General features: G+C 35.3%; 16 protein-coding genes and 7 tRNA genes. 11 read left to right on the top strand and 12 right to left on the bottom strand.

Features of this window, described 5'->3' with window-relative positions:
* From ACFQ02_RS08950 to ACFQ02_RS08930, 5 genes are all read right to left on the bottom strand, one after another.
* A partial coding sequence (locus ACFQ02_RS08950; RefSeq protein WP_380821743.1) for a GTP-binding protein occupies nucleotides 1-128 on the bottom strand: 128 nt, incomplete at its 3' end.
* A 105-nt stretch (nucleotides 129-233) separates the two neighbouring features.
* Nucleotides 234-309 (bottom strand) — tRNA-Thr (locus ACFQ02_RS08945).
* A gap of 3 nt (nucleotides 310-312) precedes the next feature.
* A tRNA-Gly gene (locus ACFQ02_RS08940) sits at nucleotides 313-387 on the bottom strand.
* 40 nt (nucleotides 388-427) lie between these two features.
* Nucleotides 428-512, bottom strand: a tRNA-Tyr gene (locus tag ACFQ02_RS08935).
* Nucleotides 513-546: 34 nt separating this feature from the next.
* A tRNA-Thr gene (locus ACFQ02_RS08930) sits at nucleotides 547-622 on the bottom strand.
* A gap of 215 nt (nucleotides 623-837) precedes the next feature.
* Here ACFQ02_RS08930 and coaA point away from each other — a divergent pair.
* The 7 genes from coaA to ACFQ02_RS08895 all read left to right on the top strand — a co-directional run bounded on the left by coaA (nucleotide 838) and on the right by ACFQ02_RS08895 (nucleotide 5,809).
* Nucleotides 838-1,785 (top strand): type I pantothenate kinase, encoded by a 948-nt coding sequence (coaA, locus tag ACFQ02_RS08925; protein ID WP_380821989.1) that lies wholly within the window; start codon nucleotides 838-840, stop codon nucleotides 1,783-1,785.
* Between the two features lie 206 nt (nucleotides 1,786-1,991).
* On the top strand, nucleotides 1,992-4,007 hold the full coding sequence (gene rep, locus ACFQ02_RS08920; RefSeq protein WP_380821986.1) for a DNA helicase Rep: 2,016 nt from the start codon (nucleotides 1,992-1,994) through the stop codon (nucleotides 4,005-4,007).
* A 118-nt stretch (nucleotides 4,008-4,125) separates the two neighbouring features.
* Nucleotides 4,126-4,219: transfer RNA gene (locus ACFQ02_RS08915), tRNA-Ser, on the top strand.
* Nucleotides 4,220-4,229: 10 nt separating this feature from the next.
* Nucleotides 4,230-4,306, top strand: a tRNA-Arg gene (locus tag ACFQ02_RS08910).
* A 62-nt stretch (nucleotides 4,307-4,368) separates the two neighbouring features.
* A tRNA-Arg gene (locus ACFQ02_RS08905) sits at nucleotides 4,369-4,445 on the top strand.
* A 114-nt stretch (nucleotides 4,446-4,559) separates the two neighbouring features.
* Nucleotides 4,560-5,300, top strand: a complete 741-nt coding sequence (locus tag ACFQ02_RS08900; protein WP_380821983.1) for an MlaA family lipoprotein — start codon at nucleotides 4,560-4,562, stop codon at nucleotides 5,298-5,300.
* 14 nt (nucleotides 5,301-5,314) lie between these two features.
* Entirely contained in the window at nucleotides 5,315-5,809 is a 495-nt protein-coding gene (locus ACFQ02_RS08895; protein ID WP_380821981.1) for a YfbU family protein, read from the top strand.
* A 55-nt stretch (nucleotides 5,810-5,864) separates the two neighbouring features.
* Here the strand turns inward: ACFQ02_RS08895 and argF are convergent, their stop codons facing one another.
* From argF to speFL, 5 genes are all read right to left on the bottom strand, one after another.
* The gene (gene argF, locus ACFQ02_RS08890; RefSeq protein ID WP_380821978.1) at nucleotides 5,865-6,866 is read right to left on the bottom strand and encodes an ornithine carbamoyltransferase; all 1,002 of its coding nucleotides are present in this window, start codon (nucleotides 6,864-6,866) and stop codon (nucleotides 5,865-5,867) included.
* Between the two features lie 140 nt (nucleotides 6,867-7,006).
* Nucleotides 7,007-7,600 (bottom strand): beta-phosphoglucomutase family hydrolase, encoded by a 594-nt coding sequence (locus tag ACFQ02_RS08885; RefSeq protein WP_380821975.1) that lies wholly within the window; start codon nucleotides 7,598-7,600, stop codon nucleotides 7,007-7,009.
* A gap of 349 nt (nucleotides 7,601-7,949) precedes the next feature.
* Nucleotides 7,950-9,269, bottom strand: coding sequence for a putrescine-ornithine antiporter (gene potE, locus ACFQ02_RS08880; RefSeq protein WP_380821972.1), 1,320 nt, complete (start codon nucleotides 9,267-9,269; stop codon nucleotides 7,950-7,952).
* Nucleotides 9,270-9,353: 84 nt separating this feature from the next.
* Nucleotides 9,354-11,516 carry an ornithine decarboxylase SpeF gene (speF, locus tag ACFQ02_RS08875; RefSeq protein ID WP_380821969.1) on the bottom strand — a complete coding sequence of 721 codons (2,163 nt, stop codon included), beginning with the start codon at nucleotides 11,514-11,516 and terminating at the stop codon, nucleotides 9,354-9,356.
* A 245-nt stretch (nucleotides 11,517-11,761) separates the two neighbouring features.
* On the bottom strand, nucleotides 11,762-11,875 hold the full coding sequence (speFL, locus tag ACFQ02_RS08870) for a leader peptide SpeFL (RefSeq protein ID WP_380821992.1): 114 nt from the start codon (nucleotides 11,873-11,875) through the stop codon (nucleotides 11,762-11,764).
* Between the two features lie 570 nt (nucleotides 11,876-12,445).
* On the opposite strand from speFL, the gene carA reads away from it, so the two are divergent.
* The 4 genes from carA (at nucleotide 12,446) to purT (ending at nucleotide 18,676) form a co-directional block, all read left to right on the top strand.
* Nucleotides 12,446-13,582: a glutamine-hydrolyzing carbamoyl-phosphate synthase small subunit gene (gene carA, locus ACFQ02_RS08865; protein WP_380821966.1), complete on the top strand. Its 1,137-nt coding sequence runs from the start codon at nucleotides 12,446-12,448 to the stop codon at nucleotides 13,580-13,582.
* 37 nt (nucleotides 13,583-13,619) lie between these two features.
* Nucleotides 13,620-16,832 (top strand): carbamoyl-phosphate synthase large subunit, encoded by a 3,213-nt coding sequence (carB, locus tag ACFQ02_RS08860; RefSeq protein WP_380821964.1) that lies wholly within the window; start codon nucleotides 13,620-13,622, stop codon nucleotides 16,830-16,832.
* A gap of 143 nt (nucleotides 16,833-16,975) precedes the next feature.
* Nucleotides 16,976-17,479, top strand: a complete 504-nt coding sequence (gene luxS / locus ACFQ02_RS08855; RefSeq protein ID WP_380821960.1) for an S-ribosylhomocysteine lyase — start codon at nucleotides 16,976-16,978, stop codon at nucleotides 17,477-17,479.
* A gap of 15 nt (nucleotides 17,480-17,494) precedes the next feature.
* Nucleotides 17,495-18,676: a formate-dependent phosphoribosylglycinamide formyltransferase gene (gene purT, locus ACFQ02_RS08850; protein WP_380821956.1), complete on the top strand. Its 1,182-nt coding sequence runs from the start codon at nucleotides 17,495-17,497 to the stop codon at nucleotides 18,674-18,676.
* 104 nt (nucleotides 18,677-18,780) lie between these two features.
* Here the strand turns inward: purT and murQ are convergent, their stop codons facing one another.
* Nucleotides 18,781-19,698, bottom strand: coding sequence for an N-acetylmuramic acid 6-phosphate etherase (gene murQ / locus ACFQ02_RS08845; RefSeq protein ID WP_380821953.1), 918 nt, complete (start codon nucleotides 19,696-19,698; stop codon nucleotides 18,781-18,783).
* 4 nt (nucleotides 19,699-19,702) lie between these two features.
* A complete protein-coding gene (locus ACFQ02_RS08840) occupies nucleotides 19,703-20,818 on the bottom strand; it encodes an anhydro-N-acetylmuramic acid kinase (protein ID WP_380821951.1) in 1,116 nt (371 codons plus the stop codon).
* Between the last annotated feature and the right edge of the window lie 11 nt (nucleotides 20,819-20,829).

Below are 20,829 nucleotides of genomic sequence, written 5' to 3'. Positions count from 1 at the left end.
GCTCCACCATAGTGCTTAGATAACACTGTCGTAATCGCAGCTGTTAAAGTTGTTTTACCATGGTCAACGTGGCCGATTGTACCCACGTTTACGTGCGGTTTTGTACGTTCAAATTTTTCTTTAGACATTGAAAGTCCCTCTAAGAATACACGGTTATCGATGGCTCAATATACCACATTAACCAAAAATTGAAATTCGATAGTTAAAATTAAAAGATGGGATAAAAACTAGGCTGGTGCTGATAGGCGGATTTGAACCGCCGACCTCACCCTTACCAAGGGTGCGCTCTACCAACTGAGCTACATCAGCGCTTGGAGCGGGCAGCGGGAATCGAACCCGCATCATCAGCTTGGAAGGCTGAGGTAATAGCCATTATACGATGCCCGCAGTCCTAAATTCATCTGTCCCATCAGAATTCATTAAATAATGGTGGAGGGAGAAGGATTCGAACCTTCGAAGGCTGAGCCGGCAGATTTACAGTCTGCTCCCTTTGGCCGCTCGGGAATCCCTCCGTACTAAATGAATATCTTGACTACGAATACTGTATGGTGCCGACTACCGGAATCGAACTGGTGACCTACTGATTACAAGTCAGTTGCTCTACCTACTGAGCTAAGTCGGCCCGTCGTAAACAAGTGAGGTGTATTATATGGAATTTTTTATCGGTGACAAGTTTTTTTTTGAAAAAAAACATTTTTTCTTTTCATTCGTCTATTTATCAAGCAAAAAGAAACAACATTTTAAAATAAGTGTCAAAATATATGCAAATTTACTAATCAAATTGTGATTTATCATGTATATTGCTGCTCATTATCTATAAATAGCGAAGGATTTACTGTGGAACTTTCAAATACTAATTTTTTTTCTGATCACATTACTCCATTTTTGAGTTTTAATCGAGATCAATGGGCCTCGTTGCGTAAATCTATTCCATTAAAGCTAACTGAACAGGATCTGAAACCATTATTAGGATTTAATGAAGAATTGTCTTTAGATGAAGTAAGAACGATTTATTTACCACTTACTCGATTAATTCATTGCTATATTGAAGAAAATTTGCGACGGCAAACTGCACTTAATCGTTTTTTGGGGGGATGCAATGCAAAAGTTCCTTATATTATAAGTATTGCTGGCAGTGTTGCTGCAGGAAAAAGTACTTCTGCACGGATTCTACAATCCTTGCTTTCTAACTGGCCGACTAGTCGCAAAGTTGATTTAATTACTACAGATGGTTTTTTACATACGTTGGAAAAGCTCAAAAAAGACAATATATTAGATAAAAAAGGTTTTCCAGTTTCTTACAATACGCCTAAACTGATTCGTTTTTTAGCTGATGTGAAATCTGGTCGTCCAAAAGTAAAAGCCCCTGTTTATTCCCATTTAACTTATGATATTGTTCCTGAGCAGTTTGATATTGTTGACCAACCTGACATTTTAATTTTAGAAGGACTAAATGTATTGCAAACAAGCAAAGATCATCAAGTTTTTGTCTCTGATTTTGTTGATTTTTCTATTTTCGTTGATGCGGAAGAAACTTTATTAAAACAATGGTATATCCATCGATTTTTAAAATTTCGTCTAAGTGCATTTACTGATCCACATTCCTATTTTAATCATTATGCTTCCTTATCAGAAAAAGAGGCTATCGAGGTCGCTAGTAAGATTTGGGATAATATCAATGGATTAAATTTAAGACAAAATATTTTACCTACCCGCGAGCGAGCAAACCTAATTTTAAAAAAAGGTTCAGATCATGCTGTTGAATTAGTAGTTCTAAGAAAATAAAAATACAACCGCACTTTTAAGATTAATAGTCCCTGTTTCTTCGGGGATTATTAAAAAATGATGATTTACTTAATTCCATTTTATCTAGTGGTAGCGTTATCATATTGTGAGACTTTATTATCACGATCAAAGAATCAATATTCTGTCTAATAGTTGTAAAAATGCAACAAATATTGACCGCACTCAAAAAACAAGGATCATTAAGAATGAAATTAAATACCCAACAATTACAAGCGGTAAAAAATGTCAAAGGTCCATGCTTAGTTCTAGCTGGAGCTGGGTCAGGTAAAACAAGGGTAATTATCAATAAAATTGCATATTTGATCGAAAAGTGCGGTTATTCACCAAAACAAATTGCTGCAGTTACGTTCACCAATAAAGCAGCGCGTGAAATGATCGAAAGAGTATCTCATTCCATTGGAAAAGAAAAAAGTCGAGGTTTAACAATTTCAACTTTTCACACTTTAGGATTCAATATTATCAAGCATGAATATAAAAAACTGGGGTTCAAAGAAAATATAACTTTGCTTGACGATCATGATCAATTTTCTCTATTAAAAGAATTAACTTCCGATTTATTGAAAGAAGATAAGGAAGTTTTACGAGAATTAATCTCAAAAATTTCGAACTGGAAAAGTGATTTAGTAATGCCGTCAAAGGCATTAATATTAGCAAAAGATAATAAAAGCCAACTCTTTGCAACATGCTATGAACGCTACGCTAATCAGATTCGTGCTTATAATGCTTTAGATTTTGATGATCTTATTATGCTTCCAACGTTACTGTTGAAACAAAATGCTGAAGTACAATTAAAATGGCAAGAAAAAATTCGTTACTTACTAGTGGACGAATATCAAGATACCAATACTAGTCAATATGAATTGATTAAATTATTAGTTGGTAAAAGAGCATGTTTTACTGTAGTAGGTGATGATGATCAATCTATTTATTCTTGGAGAGGAGCAAAACCACAAAATATGATAAGGTTGAAAAATGATTTTCCCCAGCTACAATTAATTAAGCTAGAGCAAAATTATCGTTCAACTCAACGCATCTTACATTGTGCAAATATCTTAATCGCTAATAATGAACACGTATTTGAGAAGAGTCTATTTTCTACTTTAAATGAAGGAGAGAAATTACAAATTATTGAAGCAAAGAATGAAGAAGATGAGGCCGAAAAAGTAGTTGGAGAATTAATTGCTCATCGTTTTATAAAAAAAACTAAATATCGTGACTATGCAATTTTATATCGAAATAACCACCAATCTCGCTTATTTGAAAAAGTATTAATGCAAAATCGCATTCCTTATAAAATTTCAGGGGGAACATCGTTTTTTTCTCGAATAGAAATTAAAGATATGATGGCATATTTAAGATTGCTAGTTAATCAAAATGATGACTCTGCATTGCTACGTATTATCAATATACCTAAACGAGAAATTGGTCCTGTGACACTAGAGAAGTTGGGTACTCTCGCTAAAGAAAAACAAATTAGTTTATTTGAAGCTATTTTTGACTTTGACTTAATTCATAGAGTTAATCCTAAGTCTTATAATTCATTACAAAAATTTGCTCATTGGATTGAAGAATTGAATAGAGAATTATTACATAGTAAAGCTGAAAATGCAGTAAGACGAATGTTAGCACAATTATACTATGAAGAATATTTATATGAACATGCTAACACTCCTAAAGTTGCTGAAATGCAAAGCAAAAATGTAGCAACTTTATTTCAATGGGTAAGTGAAATGCTAAAAGGCAACGAACTAAACGAACCAATGAGTTTAAATCAAGTCGTAACGCAATTAACATTACGAGATATGTTAGAGCGTGCCGAAAATGATGATGACAATGATCAAGTACAATTGATGACATTACATGCTTCTAAAGGATTAGAATTCCCTCACGTATTTTTAGTGGGAATGGAAGAGAATATATTACCCCACCAAACTAGCATTGATGAAGATAATGTAGAAGAAGAAAGAAGATTGGCTTACGTAGGAATCACTCGTGCCCAACAGAGTTTAACATTTTCTTTATGCAAAGAGCGGCGACAATTCGGTGAAATTTTCAAACCAGAACCAAGTCGTTTTTTACAAGAACTACCTGCCGATGATATTCAATGGGAAAAAGATATTCTTCCAATAACAAAAGAACAACAACAAAAAATAACTCAAGATCACATTGCCAATTTGAGAGCTATACTCAATAGAGGTTAAATTTTATTGCATTTTTGTAGATAAATCATTCAATTGATAAATGATTTCAGTGTTATTTAAAAAAATAAATTGACTTATGATGGGGCAATTCGTATCATACCGCCCACAAACCAATTATGGTGAGATGGCCGAGTCGGCTGAAGGCGCTCCCCTGCTAAGGGAGTATGGGGTCAAAAACTCCATCGAGGGTTCGAATCCCTCTCTCACCGCCATTTACTCACAGCACCCGTAGCTCAGCTGGATAGAGTACCCGGCTACGAACCGGGCGGTCAAAGGTTCGAATCCTTTCGGGTGCGCCATTTTATTGAACTCTACACTAAAATAGTGAGTGAATAAAAAAGTTTGTTAAAATTTCAAAAGCGCACCCGTAGCTCAGCTGGATAGAGTACTCGGCTACGAACCGAGCGGTCAAAGGTTCGAATCCTTTCGGGTGCGCCATTCCACTAATTCACATTAAATTAATTAATTTTTTTATAAAAAAATATCATTTTCTTTTGTGATCAAATTACAACTCCTTTAAAATAATTGAAATTTGGTGTAAAAGAGAACGATATGAAAAAAACAACAAAATTTACCGCACTTCTACTCAGTAGTATTATTTTAACAGGCTGTGCCACTGTTGATCCTAAAACAGGTGAACGTAAAGATCCGTTAGAGGGATTTAATCGTGCTATGTGGCACTTTAACTATGAGATTGCTGATCCTTATGTATTAAAACCCGTGGCTAAGGGATGGAAGAACTATGTACCAAAACCAATTAAAACGGGCTTGACTAACGTAGCAAATAACCTTGATGAACCTGCTAGTTTTGTTAATCGTCTCGTTCAAGGCAATTTCCAACAAGCTATGGTGCACTTTAATCGATTTTGGATTAATAGCATTTTTGGACTAGGTGGCTTAATTGATTGGGCAAGTTATAGCCCTTCTCTTTCTGTAGAAAATTACCGACGCTTTGGTGATACGCTTGGCTACTATGGAATAGAGACTGGTAGCTACATTATGTTACCGTTTTACGGTGCAGCTACACCACGCCAAGATCTTGGTAATTTAGTAGACAATGCCTATCCAGTTTATTCTTTATTAGGACCTTGGTCGATTTTAAAATGGGCAGTACAAAGCGTTGACCGCCGTGCAAGTGTATTAGATAAAGAAGCTTTATTGCATCAAGCTCAAGATCCTTATGTCACTTTCCGTGAGAGCTATTTTCAAAATTTAAATTACCGAATTAACAACGGCAAATTACAAGCTCCAGCACCCACACTTTCACAAGATATTTTAAACGAAATTGATTAAAAAGGACAAAAAACATGGAAATGACTGCTACTCAGCGATTAATTTTAGTGAATCAGTACAAATTAATGAGTTTATTAGATTCTAAAAATGCCCCTAAATACCAACGTCTTGAAGCTATTGTAAGAGGGGGATTTAGCTTGGAATTAAATGAACTTGATAAAGAATACTCAAATTTATCAGAACAAGAATGTCGCACTATTTTAGATACTTTAGAAATGTATCGTGCTTTGCAAGTTTCGTATCAAAAACTAGAAGATAAATCCACTGTCACGCCACACCGTTTACAATTTTCAGGCTATTGTGCAATTCGTGAAAAAAAATATCTAAATTACTTGCGTTTTATCACCACAGTTGAGGGGAAATATACTGAATTTATGCAGTGTGAACATGGATGTGATTCACAGGTCCCTATGTGGGATAAATATCTCAAAATGTTAAAAGAATGGCGATCTTGCCCACATGAATTTCACTTAAGCATGACGGAAATTAAAAAAATTCTAAATGCTTAAAATAAAATTAACCGCACTTAATGTAAAAAGTGCGGTTATAAAATCAAAAATTTAGTTAATCACCTAAAGTAGCTACCATAACAGCTTTGATCGTATGCATGCGATTCTCTGCTTCATCAAACACAATTGAAGCCTCAGATTCAAAAACTTCATCTGTTACTTCTAATCCATTCATACCGTATTTTCTTGCCATTTCCTTACCGACAGTAGTATTTTCATCATGGAATGCTGGTAAGCAGTGCATAAATTTAACATTTGGATTACTTGTTAATGCCAATAATTCAGTATTAACTTGATATGGTTTCATTAATTCAATCCGCTGTTCCCATGCCGATTCTGGCTCACCCATAGATACCCAAATATCCGTATAAATAAAATCCACATCTTTCACACCTTCAGTAACATTTTCGGTACAAGTAATTTTAGCACCGCTCTTTTTAGCAACTTCAGCAACTTCATCCAATAACTTTTGTTCAGGAAAAAACGCTTTAGGTCCAACTAAACGCAAGTCAAGTCCCATTAAAGCCGCACCTTCTACAAAAGAGTTACCCATATTGTTACGAGCATCTCCTAAGTACGCCATTTTGATCTGATTTAGTGGTTTATCACAATGTTCTAACATAGTTAAAAAATCAGCTAGAATTTGCGTTGGGTGAAATTCATCTGTTAATCCATTCCATACAGGTACACCTGAATACTGTGCTAAGGTTTCCACTAAATGTTGTCCATAACCACGATATTGAATACCGTCATACATACGCCCCAAAACTCTTGCCGTATCTTTCATTGATTCTTTATGCCCAATTTGAGAGCCTGAAGGACCTATATAAGTTACATTAGCACCTTGATCATAAGCTGCTACTTCAAAGGAACATCGAGTACGAGTAGAGGTTTTTTCAAAAATCAATGCAATATTTTTACCTTTTAATCTTGGTTGTTCAGTACCACAATATTTTGCCTTTTTTAATTCAGCAGCAAGCTGAATTAAATAAGTTATTTCTTTTGCAGTAAAATCCATTAAGCGTAAAAAATGGCGATTGCGTAAATTCAACGGCATAGTAAACCCCTCATATAATACTTAGTTAAACGTTTGCGGAGTGCTAATTCTACTCAACCTGATATTAAAAGGCAAATTTTGTGCAACAAGTCTCTTTGATGAATTCACGTTGAATACGATAAACTAATTTTAGTAAATGATTATCGGACAAATTGCTTAATACGCACATCAAAAACTTGCATACCTGCTGCAAGTCCTGCTTGTACGCCAAGATCTGCATCTTCAAACACAAGGCAATTTTTAGGATTTACTCCTATTAATTCCGCACATCGTAAGAATGTATCAGGTTCAGGTTTGTGATTTATAACATCTTCAGCGGTGACTACAGCATTGAGGTAGGAATTTAAATTAAATTTTTCTAATAATTTTAAAGTAATATCACGATGAGAGCCTGTCCCTAATGCTATTGGCTTTTTACCAGAAAAAGATTTAAGCACTTCTGCTGCAGGTAAAAGAGTAGCTTGTTCCATAATGATCTCTAGACCCAATTTTCTTTTTAAACGTAGTACTTGATCCAATAATTCTAAAGGCATACTACATTCTTTCATCATTTCCAATGCAATAGTCCGAACAGTAGCACCTCCGAGTTTATACATAATGTCTCCATTAAGGGAATACCCCATTGCTTCCCCTACTCTATCCCATGCTTTTCTGTGACAAGGCATTGTGTCAATTACTGTGCCATCCATATCAAAAATCAATCCATCGTATGATGAAAAATTACTACAATCCAATTTATTCCCCTTAATTTGTTTTAAAATTTATATATCAAAAACTAGCTATAAGCATAACATATCTTTCAATTACACTGTACTTTGTGAAAAAGTTCAGATTTTGCATTCTATACTCTATTTTTGCTAAAACTAAAAGTGCGGTGATTTTTACTCAAGTTTTACAGTATCATCATAAACTATTTATGACTTATTTCAGTTTCATTTCTTACAGCAAACAAACACCTTTCATTGTAAACATCTATGCCTTATCCCTTAGCTAACTAATTAGTTTAGAAAAAATATAATCAATATAGTAATAAAAAAGAAAACTGCCACTAAAAAGTGGCAGCATATTTAAGGTAATGGTCGATTAAGCTTTTTTATTTTTAAGATCAAATCGATCTGAAACAAAACCATATAATGTCCAACCAATAAAGGTAGCTATTGCACCGTAAGTCATCGCTTGTTCCCCTGCTGCATATAATGCATAAATACAGTAAACAGATCCGACAAATGCGACAACAGTTGTTACTTTCGCTTTATTGTATGGTACATTTTCCATTTTTTGTAACACGGCTAACGCTGCCATTGAAAGCAAATAAGGAATAATATTAGTAACAACAGCTAAATCAACCAAAACATTAAATTGTTTATTTAATGATGGACTAATTGTCATTAAAGATAATAGCGTTTGAATTGCTGTAATTGTTACCATACCAACGATAGGAGCTTCTTTACTTGTAACTTTCTTGAAGAATGCAGGGAAATAGCCTTCTTGAGCAGAAGAACGGAAAACCTGAGCAATGGTAAACTGCCAACCTAATAATGAACCAAAACAAGATAATACCATCAATCCCATCACTACTTTACCTGTTGTTTCATTAAACATATGAGCAAAAGCTAAACCAAAAGGAGCTGTTGAATTAGCTAAATCCATATTAGGAACAATACCTGCAATAACATTTGTAGATACAATATAAATTACTGCTGCACCTAACGTACCGCCTAGAACAGCAATAGGAACATTTTTCTCTGGATTTTCTACTACGTCAGTATTAGCACAAGCAGATTCCAGCCCTAAAAATGACCACAAAGTCATTGAAATAGACACACCAATAGCTTCAAATGTTGGCACATTATGTGGGTTCCATGAACTTACATACATATCGCCATCAAACCATTTCCAACCAATAAGACATATACCAACTACTGGAATGATCACGCCCCAAATAGTAAATGAACTAATATTTCCCGTAATTCTTGCCCCACCAAAATTTAATACCGTAGCAAGCCATAAAGTAAAGATTGTCCATAATGCAATCGATACTGGAGATAAAACTACACCTAGCAACTCAGAGCCATACCCTACTGCAGAAATCGCAATTGCCGTATTAGCTATTACTAATGACACACCATAAGTATAATTTGCCATGAAGTTCCCTGCTTTACCAAAGGAATATTCTGCATATCCTCCCATACCTCCTGATTTTTTACTAAACATACCGCATTGAGCGAAAGCATAAGCTAGAGCGGTAGAACCACCTGCTGTAACTAACCAAGAAATAATTGAAATGGTTCCGATCTCCGCCAATTTAGTTGGCAGCATAATGATTCCAGATCCCATCATATTAACCATAGTTAAAATGGTGAGTTGAAGTACACCTATTTTATTTGTTTTATTTGCACTCATTTTCATTACCTCACAAGTGCGGTATAAATCAACCGCACTTTTTTATATTATTGATAGAAACATGACTCTTAAGCCAATTCACGCCTAATACTCTGTTAATACATAACCGTAAGCACGGGTTCGACCATCAGGATCTTTTTGTAAATAAACCCCTTGAATTTCTGGTGCAAACCCAGGCAATAAGTTAATTCCTTCTTCTAACGCAAGGAAGTATTGTTGAGCAGTGACACTCCATTTCTCACCTGGTACTACACATAACACACCTGGTGGATACGGTAACGCACCTTCTGCTGCTACTCTGCCTAAAATTTCTGTCAAAGGCACAAGCTCTACGTTATTACGGATCAATTCAATATTTGCGTCATGTGGATTCATTGCGTATTCAGGTAATGTGGCTTTACGGAATAAATCTCCCTGTAATTTTTTGACATTACGACTGACATAAAGATCATGCATTTCTTGACACAATTGGCGAATACGATAACCACGATAACGATCTATATTATTTTGATAGACTGTAGGCAATACATCTTTGAGTAGCGAATTTTGTTTTATATGCTGTTCAAATAATGCAATTTGAGCAACTAGAGTTTGCATTTTCGTTAATGTTTCAGCAGGAGTTAACAAGAACAATATAGAATTCAAATCACATTTTTCTGGAATTATTCCATTCTCACGTAAATAGTTAGCGAGAATAGTTGCTGGAACACCAAAGTCTTCATATTCACCTGTTTCCAAATTAATACCTGGCGTAGTCAACATAAACTTACAAGGATCAACAAAGTACTGATTATCAACATAACCATCAAATTTATGCCATTTATCACTTGCATGGAATTTAAAGAACTCTAAATTATTAGCGATTTCTTCTGTATCATATTCTTGCCATTTTTTACCTTTTACATAAGGTGGAATAAACGGTTTAATTAGTTCACAGGAATTTAAAACTAATTTTCTAGCTTCAACCCCAACTTTCACACAATCATGCCATAAACGGCGTCCTGCGGCACTACCTTGAATTTTAGCATTCACATCAAGTGTAGCGAACATTGGATAAAATGGACTAGTTGATGCATGTAGCATAAAGGCATTATTAAAGCGTTTATGATTACAATATCTTGCCTGACCTTTAATGTGTTTATCTTTTTTATGGATTTGAGAAGTTTGTGAAAAACCTGCTTGTTGTTTATGTACAGATTGAGTCACAATAATTCCTGGGTCATTTTCATTTAACTCTAACAACAATGGTGAACAGTCTCGCATCATTGGAATAAATTGTTCATAACCAACCCAAGCAGAATCGAATAAAATGTAATCACAAAGATGACCAATCTTATCAACAACTTGACGAGCATTATAAATCGTTCCGTCATATGTACCCAATTGAATTACAGCTAAACGGAAAGGACGTTCAACATTTAACTTCTCAGGAGCAACTTCTTTAATTAAACTTTTCAAGTAGTTTTCATCGAAACAATGACTATCAATACCACCGATAAAACCAAAAGGATTACGAGCTGTTTCTAAATAAATTGGTGTTGCTCCAGCTTGAACTAAAGCACCATGATGAATAGATTTATGGTTATTACGGTCAAATAAAACTAGGTCACCAGGAGCCAATAATGCATTAGTAACTACTTTGTTTGATGAAGAAGTGCCATTTAACACAAAGTAAGTTTTATCTGCATTGAAAACTTGTGCAGCGTGTTTTTGTCCATCACAAGCAGCCCCTTCATGAATTAACAAGTCACCTAATTTCACATCCGCATTACAAATATCTGAACGGAAAATATTCTCTCCATAAAAATCATATAAGAAACGACCTGCTGGATGCTTACGGAAATATTGACCACCTTGATGCCCTGGACAATCAAAAGCAGAGTTTCCCATCTCAACGTATTCACTCAGCATTTTGAAAAATGGAGGTAACGTTTTTTCTTCGTAGCTACGAGCTGCCGTTTCAATTTGTCTGCTTAATAAGTTCACATCAAAATCGTTTAAATCTTGAATATGATAGACTTGAGAATAATGTTGAGGGTCTAATTTTTCACCTTCTTTTAATACTACAAAAACAGGAATATTAAATTCAGTGTTATTAATTTGCTCAATATATTCCACAACTTCTGGTACACTTAATACAATAGCCGCCACATCAGTAAAATCAGTTTTATTTAATAAAACCAATTTTCTTGTTGTGTGAAAATATTGTTGCACTAATGGACTACATGCAATTTTAAAGTTTAACATAATAAACTCCTTCTATAAAAAATAAGTTAAAAAGACACGTCCTATAGCGTAGATAATAAAATCATCGCCACATTAAAAATAACAAAAATTATCTTATTAAAATTAATACAATTCTAAAATTTTAAATATGAAAAACCTATTTTCTTAGAAAGAAAATAAATAACATCACAAACTAAATAAATTAGAATTAAATAAGACAAACTACCACAGTAAAAAACTGTGATAATTATTTATACTTGAAGATATTACGAATTAAAAGTTGAATAGGAAAAGCAGTCTCTACAACGAAGCATCATAATATGTCTTGTTCGACGGATATGAGCCATCAATGAGCGACCTTTTATAGGATTCAATTCCATGAGGATATTTTTTACTAGCTTCCATTCTATAAGAATATTATCACTAGACATAATTAACTACTCCAATCGTTGTCTTATAGACTACGGTTGAAAATTTACTCCTAGATATAAATTAAGTAAAGATAAATTTATTAAAAATGTGATCCATATCAAATAATTTTTATAGTAATAATAAATTTAAACTTGAATTAATATTTTATTATCATTTCTCTGCTTTTTATAATTTTAATATGTTTAAAAATTAACAATCCTTATTTATATAACACCCATCTTAATTCACAATTAAAAAATATTTACTTACAAAAATATAAATAAAAATCGCCTATTCCAATCAAGATAATCCAATATCTATTTCTAAATAAATGAAAATCTTCTTTACAAAATGATTATTTATGCTAAAAATATGAATAAATAATCATTTTGTGATGATTTGAATAATTACTTTAAGTTCATTATAATGGGAGTGTCCAGACACAATTTGATGTGAGTTAGTTTTTTTAGCTCAATAGTTAAATTGTGGTTAATGAACATTTGTAAGTGTTCAACCAATTACATTTTAAGGAGTAATCTATGTCTGAACCAGCAATTTTAATATTAGCTGACAGCAGCATTTTTCACGGCACTTCAATTGGTGTCAGTGGTTGCACTACTGGTGAAGTAGTATTCAACACATCTATGACAGGGTATCAAGAGATTCTAACTGATCCGTCTTATTTTCAACAAATTGTCACTTTAACTTATCCTCACGTTGGTAATACTGGTACAAATCCCGAAGATGCCGAAAGTGATGGTGTTTATGCGGCAGGGCTAATTATTCGTGATTTGCCATTATTACACAGTAATTTTCGGTCTAATCAAAGTTTGAGTGATTATTTAAAATCTAACAATATAGTCGCAATTACAGATATTGACACTCGTCGCTTAACTCGCCTCTTGCGTGATAAAGGATCATTAGCAGGTTGTATAATGTGTGGCGAAATTGATGAAAAAAAAGCCCTTGAATTGGCATTAAATTTTGGCTCAATGACTGGTAAAGATTTAGCTCAACAAGTAACTCACAAAGAAATTTATGCTTGGCTAGAAGGAGAATGGCAATTAGGGAAAGGCTATGAACAAATTCGAAACCCTGAATTCCATGTCGTTGCTTATGATTTTGGAATAAAACAAAATATTTTACGAATGCTAGCTCAGCGTGGTTGCCGACTAACTGTTGTACCTGCAAAAACTAGTGCTGATGTAGTCAAAGCACTGAATCCCGATGGTATTTTTCTTTCTAATGGACCTGGCGACCCCCAACCTTGTGATTACGCAATTAAATCGATCCGCACTTTGCTTGAAGATAAAAAACCTATTTTTGGGATTTGTTTAGGTCATCAATTATTGGGGCTAGCTGCAGGAGCAAAAACTAAAAAAATGCCTTTTGGTCACCATGGTGCCAATCACCCTGTGCAAGATTTAGACTCAGAAAAAGTGTTTATTAGTAGTCAAAATCATGGCTTTGAAATAGATGAAAAAAATTTACCACAAAATATTCGAATAACTCACCGCTCTTTATTTGATCGATCTGTGCAAGGTATAGAGTTTACTGATCGTCCTGCATTTTCTTTCCAAGGGCATCCTGAAGCCAGCCCAGGACCAAATGATATCGCTTACTTATTCGATAAATTCATTAATGAAATGCGTAAAAGTAAGCAGTCTATAGATTAAAGTAGCGTAATTTTAAACAAATTTAAGAGAATGTAAGATGCCAAAACGTAATGATATAAATACAATTCTAATTATCGGTGCTGGTCCAATTGTAATTGGGCAAGCGTGTGAATTCGACTATTCTGGTGTTCAAGCGTGCAAAGCCTTGCGAGAGGAAGGTTACAAAGTAGTGTTAGTAAACTCTAATCCAGCAACTATCATGACTGATCCTGAAATGGCAGATGTAACTTATATTGAACCAATTACTTGGCAAGCAGTAGAAAAAATTATCGAAAGAGAAAGACCTGATGCAATTTTACCTACAATGGGTGGCCAAACTGCACTTAATTGTGCTTTGGATTTGTCCAAACAGGGAATCTTGAAAAAATATAGCGTAGAATTAATTGGAGCAACAGAAGAGGCTATTGATAAAGCAGAAGATCGTGGACGCTTTAAACAAGCCATGGCTAAAATTGGATTAAATACACCAAAATCCTTTGTTTGTCATAGTATTGAAGAGGCATGGGTAGCACAAGCTAAAGTTGGCTTTCCAACGCTCATTCGTCCATCTTTTACAATGGGAGGCTCTGGTGGTGGTATCGCTTATAACCGTGAAGAGTTTCATGCTATCTGTGAACGTGGTTTTGATGCTTCTCCAACCCATGAATTATTAATTGAGCAATCAGTTCTCGGTTGGAAAGAATATGAAATGGAAGTGGTACGTGACAAAAATGATAACTGCATCATCGTTTGTTCTATTGAAAACTTTGATCCAATGGGAGTGCATACTGGAGATTCTATTACCGTTGCTCCAGCTCAAACGTTGACTGATAAAGAATATCAAATAATGCGTAATGCTTCGCTAGCCGTTTTACGTGAAATTGGTGTTGATACTGGCGGCTCAAATGTACAGTTTGCAATCAATCCTGAAAATGGAGAAATGATTGTAATTGAGATGAATCCACGAGTCAGTCGCTCTTCCGCTCTTGCGTCAAAAGCTACAGGATTCCCTATTGCTAAGGTAGCAGCTAAATTAGCTGTGGGCTACACTTTAAATGAGTTACATAATGACATTACAGGAGGAATAATCCCAGCCTCATTTGAACCTTCTATTGATTACGTCGTTACTAAAGTACCTCGTTTTACGTTTGAAAAATTTCCTCAAGCTGACGATCGCTTAACTACACAAATGAAATCAGTGGGTGAAGTAATGGCAATGGGACGGACTTTCCAAGAAAGTTTGCAAAAAGCATTGCGAGGATTAGAAACGGGTATTTGTGGCTTTAATTTGCTATCGGAAGAACCTGAAAAAATTCGTACTGAATTAGGTAACCCAGGACCTAATCGTATTTTATATGTTGCCGATGCATTTGGTGCGGGTTTTAGCATAGAGGAAGTGCATTACTATTCCAAAATAGACCCTTGGTTCTTAGTTCAAATTCAAGATTTAGTACAAGAAGAATTAGCATTAGAGAAACGCTCTCTTGATGAACTGAGTTTTTATGATTTACGACGTTTAAAACGCAAAGGTTTTTCCGATAAACGTATTAGTCAATTAACTAAAACAAATGAAAGTGCGGTCAGAAATAGAAGAAATGAGTTAAATCTCCATCCCGTCTATAAACGTGTTGATACTTGTGCTGGAGAATTTAAATCAAATACAGATTATTTATATTCAAGTTATGAAGAAGAATGTGAAAGCTGTCCAACTAATAATAAAAAAATTATCATCTTAGGTGGTGGTCCAAATCGAATTGGGCAAGGAATTGAATTTGATTACTGCTGTGTTCATGCGGCTCTCGCACTGCGTGAAAGTGGATTTGAAACAATCATGGTAAACTGCAACCCTGAAACAGTTTCTACAGATTTTGATACTTCAGATCGTTTATATTTTGAACCACTTACTTTAGAAGATGTATTAGAAATTATTCATGTAGAAAAACCCTATGGCGTAATTGTACATTATGGTGGACAAACGCCATTAAAGTTAGCAAATGCTTTACACGAGAATGGAGTAAACATTATAGGTACTTCTGCTGACAGTATTGATGCCGCCGAAGACCGTGAACGTTTCCAAAAAATTCTACAACAGCTTAATTTAAAGCAACCTAACAATCGTATAGCACGTAATGCAATAGAAGCCATCCAATTAGCCAAAGAAGTAGGATATCCATTAGTAGTACGTCCTTCTTATGTGCTGGGTGGTAGAGCCATGCAAATTGTTTATAATGTTGATGAACTTAACAAGTATATGCGTGAGGCTGTGCAAGTTTCTGAAGACACTCCAATTCTACTCGACCACTTTTTGAATAATGCTATTGAAGTGGACGTTGATTGCATTTGCGATGGAGAACAAGTGATTATCGGTGGCATCATGCAACATATCGAACAGGCTGGTATTCATAGTGGAGACTCTGCTTGCTCAATCCCACCTTACTCTCTCAGTCAAGAAATTCAAGATGAAATTCGCCGTCAAACTATCGCTATGGCAAAATCTCTAAATGTTATTGGTTTAATGAATGTACAATTTGCTGTGCAAGAAAATGTCATTTATGTGCTTGAAGTCAATCCACGTGCAAGCCGTACTGTGCCATTTGTAAGCAAAGCAACTAGTCGTCCTTTAGCAAAAATTGCTGCTCGTGTTATGGCTGGAATTAGTCTAAAACAGCAAGGAATTCAGACTGAAATTATACCGCACTTTTATTCAGTAAAAGAGGCTGTGTTCCCATTCATTAAATTCTCTGGAGTAGATACTATTTTAGGACCTGAAATGCGTTCTACTGGGGAGGTAATGGGCATAGGAAAAACATTTTCCGAAGCATTTTTAAAATCCCAACTTGCAACAAATGAAAAAATCCCTAAAACAGGAAAAATTTTCTTGTCTGTTGATAATAAAGATAAACCTCGCTTGCTAAATGTAGCTCGACGTTTACAAGAGCTAGGATATGGACTATGTGCCACTATGGGAACTGCAAGATTCCTACGTGAACATGGTCTGTTTGCTCAAGTGATCAACAAAGTAAGAGAAGGGAGACCGCACATTGTTGATGCAATCAAAAATGGTGAAATTGCAATAGTGATTAATACTGTCAGCAATTTAGCAGAAAGTGTTGCAGATAGTCACTCGATTCGTAGTAGTGCATTGCGACACAAAGTTCTCATTCAAACAACCATCGCGGGAGCCGAAGCACTTACTTCAGGTATAGAAAGTTTAGATAGTTGCCATGTTTATGAAATTCAGAATTTACATCAACAATTAACTCAATCATAATAGATAAAAAAAGCCCCAAAAATATTGGGGCAAATAACCAAAGGAACCAATTTGATTAAACAACTGCAGGTTGCTTGTACATAGTAAGACTATAGTCAATTTAAAAAGTTCATAAAAATTTAAATTTATTTCGAGAGAGAATTATGCCATTACTTGATAGCTTTAAAGTAGATCATACTAGAATGACCGCTCCCGCTGTAAGGATTGCCAAAATTATGCAAACGCCTAAAGGCGATACTATCACTGTTTTTGATTTACGTTTTTGCATTCCTAATAAAGAAATTTTATCTCCGAAAGGTATTCATACCTTAGAACACCTTTTTGCTGGTTTTATGCGGGATCACTTAAATAGAGATGATGTAGAAATTATTGATATTTCACCTATGGGATGTCGTACTGGGTTTTACATGTCATTGATTGGTTGCCCAAACGAACAGCAAGTCGCTACAGCTTGGCTTAGTTCAATGCAAAATATTTTAAATGTAAAAGAGCAGCATGACATCCCAGAATTAAATGAATACCAATGTGGAACTTATACTGAGCATTCTTTAACTGAAGCTCATCAAATTGCTCAAAACGTTATTGAGCGTGGAGTCAGTATTAATAAAAATGATGAACTTTTATTAGACGAGAGTTTTATTAGCTAAAAATAGGAATATTTTATGACAACAATTGGAACTGCTCTAACTTCTAGTGCAACTAAAGTAATGATGCTTGGCAGTGGAGAGCTAGGCAAAGAAGTCGTAATTGAATTGCAACGTCTTGGCGTAGAAGTAATCGCAGTTGACCGTTATGAAAACGCACCAGCACATCAGGTTGCTCATCGTGCTTATTGCATATCGATGCTTGATGGGAAAGCTCTTAGGGATTTAATTGAGAAAGAAAAACCAGACTATATCGTACCTGAGGTAGAAGCTATCTCCACTGACACATTGCTTGAGTTAGAACGAGATGGTTTTAATGTTGTTCCTACTGCCAAAGCAACTAAACTTACAATGAATAGAGAGGGTATTAGATGTTTAGCGGCAGAAGAATTAAAATTACCCACATCACCATTTTGTTTTGCCGATAACTTTAACCAGTTCAAAAGTGCGGTAGAAAAAATCGGTATTCCTTGTGTTGTTAAACCCATTATGTCCTCGTCTGGACACGGACAAAGTGTTCTGAAATCAATAACAGACTTAACGCAAGTTTGGGAGCACGCTCAACAAGGTGGCAGAGCAGGTAGCGGACGTGTAATTGTAGAAGGGTTTATTGAATTTGATTATGAAATTACTCTGCTTACAGTACGTCACATTAATGGTACAACCTTTTTACCTCCAATTGGGCATCATCAAAAAAATGGAGACTATCAAGAATCTTGGCAACCGCAGTCTATGTCCACGCAAGCATTAGAAAAAGCCCAAAAAATCGCAGAAAAAATTACTACTGCACTTGGTGGCTATGGAGTTTTCGGAGTCGAAATGTTCATTCATGGAGATGATGTCATTTTCAATGAAGTCTCACCTCGTCCACATGACACAGGAATGGTTACTTTAATTTCACAAGAGTTGTCTGAATTTGCATTGCATGCTAGAGCTATTTTAGGGTTGCCAATTCCTGATATAGGTTTTATTAGTCCTTCAGCCTCAAAAGCGATTGTAGTAGAGGGGAAATCTAATCAAGTTAAATTTGGTAATCTTGAGCAAGTTCTTGCAGAACCACAAACGTCTATTCGTTTATTCGGCAAAGCAGAAGTTAATGGTCATCGACGATTAGGCGTTATTTTAGCAAGAGATGATGATACAGAAAAAGCACTTGCTAAAGCCGAACGAGCTTATAAAAAATTAGAAATTTCTTTGTAGTCAAATGTACACTAAAAAAGTGCGGTGAAAATAACCGCACTTTTTATTTCAAATGAACCCTCAATATAACTTAAAAAGTTTATTAATTAAACGCAACAATAACGCTATTCTCGTTGAAGTGTTTTCTGTAAGTTACCTTGATTTTCTTTTAATAAATCTACCGCTCTTTGATACGTTTCTCCTGTTAAAAGCATTAAAATTGCAGTTTTTGCATGATAATTTGCTTGTTCTAAAGCTAATTCAGCTACTTTTTCAGTACAATCAGTTGCTTGCATAACAATGCTTATCGCTCGTGCAACTAACTTTTGATTTGATGCTTGAACATCGACCATAAGATTTTGGTAGCACTTCCCTATCAACACCATTGAAGCCGTCGTCAACATATTTAATACTAATTTTTGTGCTGTCCCTGATTTTAACCGACTCGAGCCAGTCAACACCTCAGCTCCAACTAAAGTAGTAATTTCTACATCTGCAATTTTAGCCATAGCCGACTCAGGGTTACTACTGATCGCAACTGTGAATGCACCGCACTTTTTAGCATATTTTAACCCACTTAACACATAAGGAGTTCGTCCACTAGCTGCAATACCTACCAGTACATCTGAATCACTCAAACTAATACGTTGCAAATCATCAATGGCAGCTTGCTGATTATCCTCTGCACCTTCCACAGGAGAACAAATTGCTTGCTTGCCACCTGCAATGATTCCCCTCACTATATCTGATGATACACCAAATGTCGGCGGGCATTCTGATGCATCTAATACGCCAAGTCTACCGCTTGTACCCGCACCAATATAAATTAATCTGCCACCATTCTGAAAAGCTATCGCAATTTTTTCCACCGCTAAAGCAATTTGAGGCAAACAACGTTCAATTGCTAGAGGGACTTTCTTATCTTCATCATTCATTAGACGTACAATTTGTAATGATGACATCTGATCTAAACTCATCGAGTCTAAATTACGTGATTCACTGACTAAATTTGATAATGTCAAAGTTAAATTTTCTTGTTTCATACATTTACTCTGCTGGATAAATAACCCCCAAACTGACCGCACTTTTAGCCCCTGTCACTGCTGGCATATTAGAAGGCAACTTGTGGACACGGCAGTAAGCTAACCAAGCAAATGCGGCTGCCTCTACATAGTCACTATGCAAACCATAATCAGTAGTAGTTGCAACTTGCCAGTCAGGCAAGTGAAATACCAATTTTTCCATTAATAATCTGTTTTTTGCACCTCCACCACAAACGAGCAACAAACTAGTCATTTCTCTTTTAATTAAATGCAACTGTTTAACTGTGCAAAGTACAGTAAACTCTGCCAAAGTTGCTTGAACGTCTTGTGGCAAAAGTGCGGTATATTTTTTAGTTTTTTGCTCAAGCCAAGATAGATTGAATAATTCACGCCCTGTACTTTTTGGTGGTTTTTTAAATAAATAAGGTTCATTCAAGAGATCTTGCAATAAGTTATGATCAATTTTTCCTGTTTTTGCCCATTCCCCATTTTTGTCATAAAGTAGCCCAAGATGCTTTTCTACCCATAAATCCATCAATATATTTCCAGTGCCTGTATCGTAACCTATGACAGAAAAATCAGGATAGAGAATAGAAATATTACTTATACCACCAATATTTAAAATAACCGTTAGCCTTGCTGGGTCTGCAAATATCGCTTGATGAAACGCTGGCACTAAAGGAGCTCCCTGCCCACCACTAGCCATATCTTTACGCCGAAAATCCGCAATCACACTAATTTTAGTTCGTGCTGCAATTAAGTTAGCATCACCAATTTGCATAGTAAATGGATACTTACCATGTGGAGCATGCCAAATAGTTTGTCCGTGACAGCCAATTGCTCTAATTTGATCGGATGTTAATTTTAATTTATTTAAAAACTGGTTAACACAATGGGAATACAGCAAACCTAACTGATGATCAACCTCTCCCAACTGTTGTAAACTAGTTTTACCTTGCAAAAGTGCGGTCAATTTTTCCTTTAGTTTCTTCGGCATAGGAGTAAAATCAGTATCCACTAATTCATTCTTTCCATTAGCAAAATCCATCAATACTAAGTCCACGCCGTCTAAACTAGTACCCGACATAATGCCTATGTAGTATTCAGTTTGAGGTTTCATTCAAGCAGTCT

This window comes from Seminibacterium arietis (genome assembly GCF_042675725.1).
GTDB lineage: Bacteria > Pseudomonadota > Gammaproteobacteria > Enterobacterales > Pasteurellaceae > Seminibacterium > Seminibacterium arietis.
Note: the sequence above shows the minus strand (reverse complement) of the source record. Positions and strands in the feature narration are given on the sequence as shown.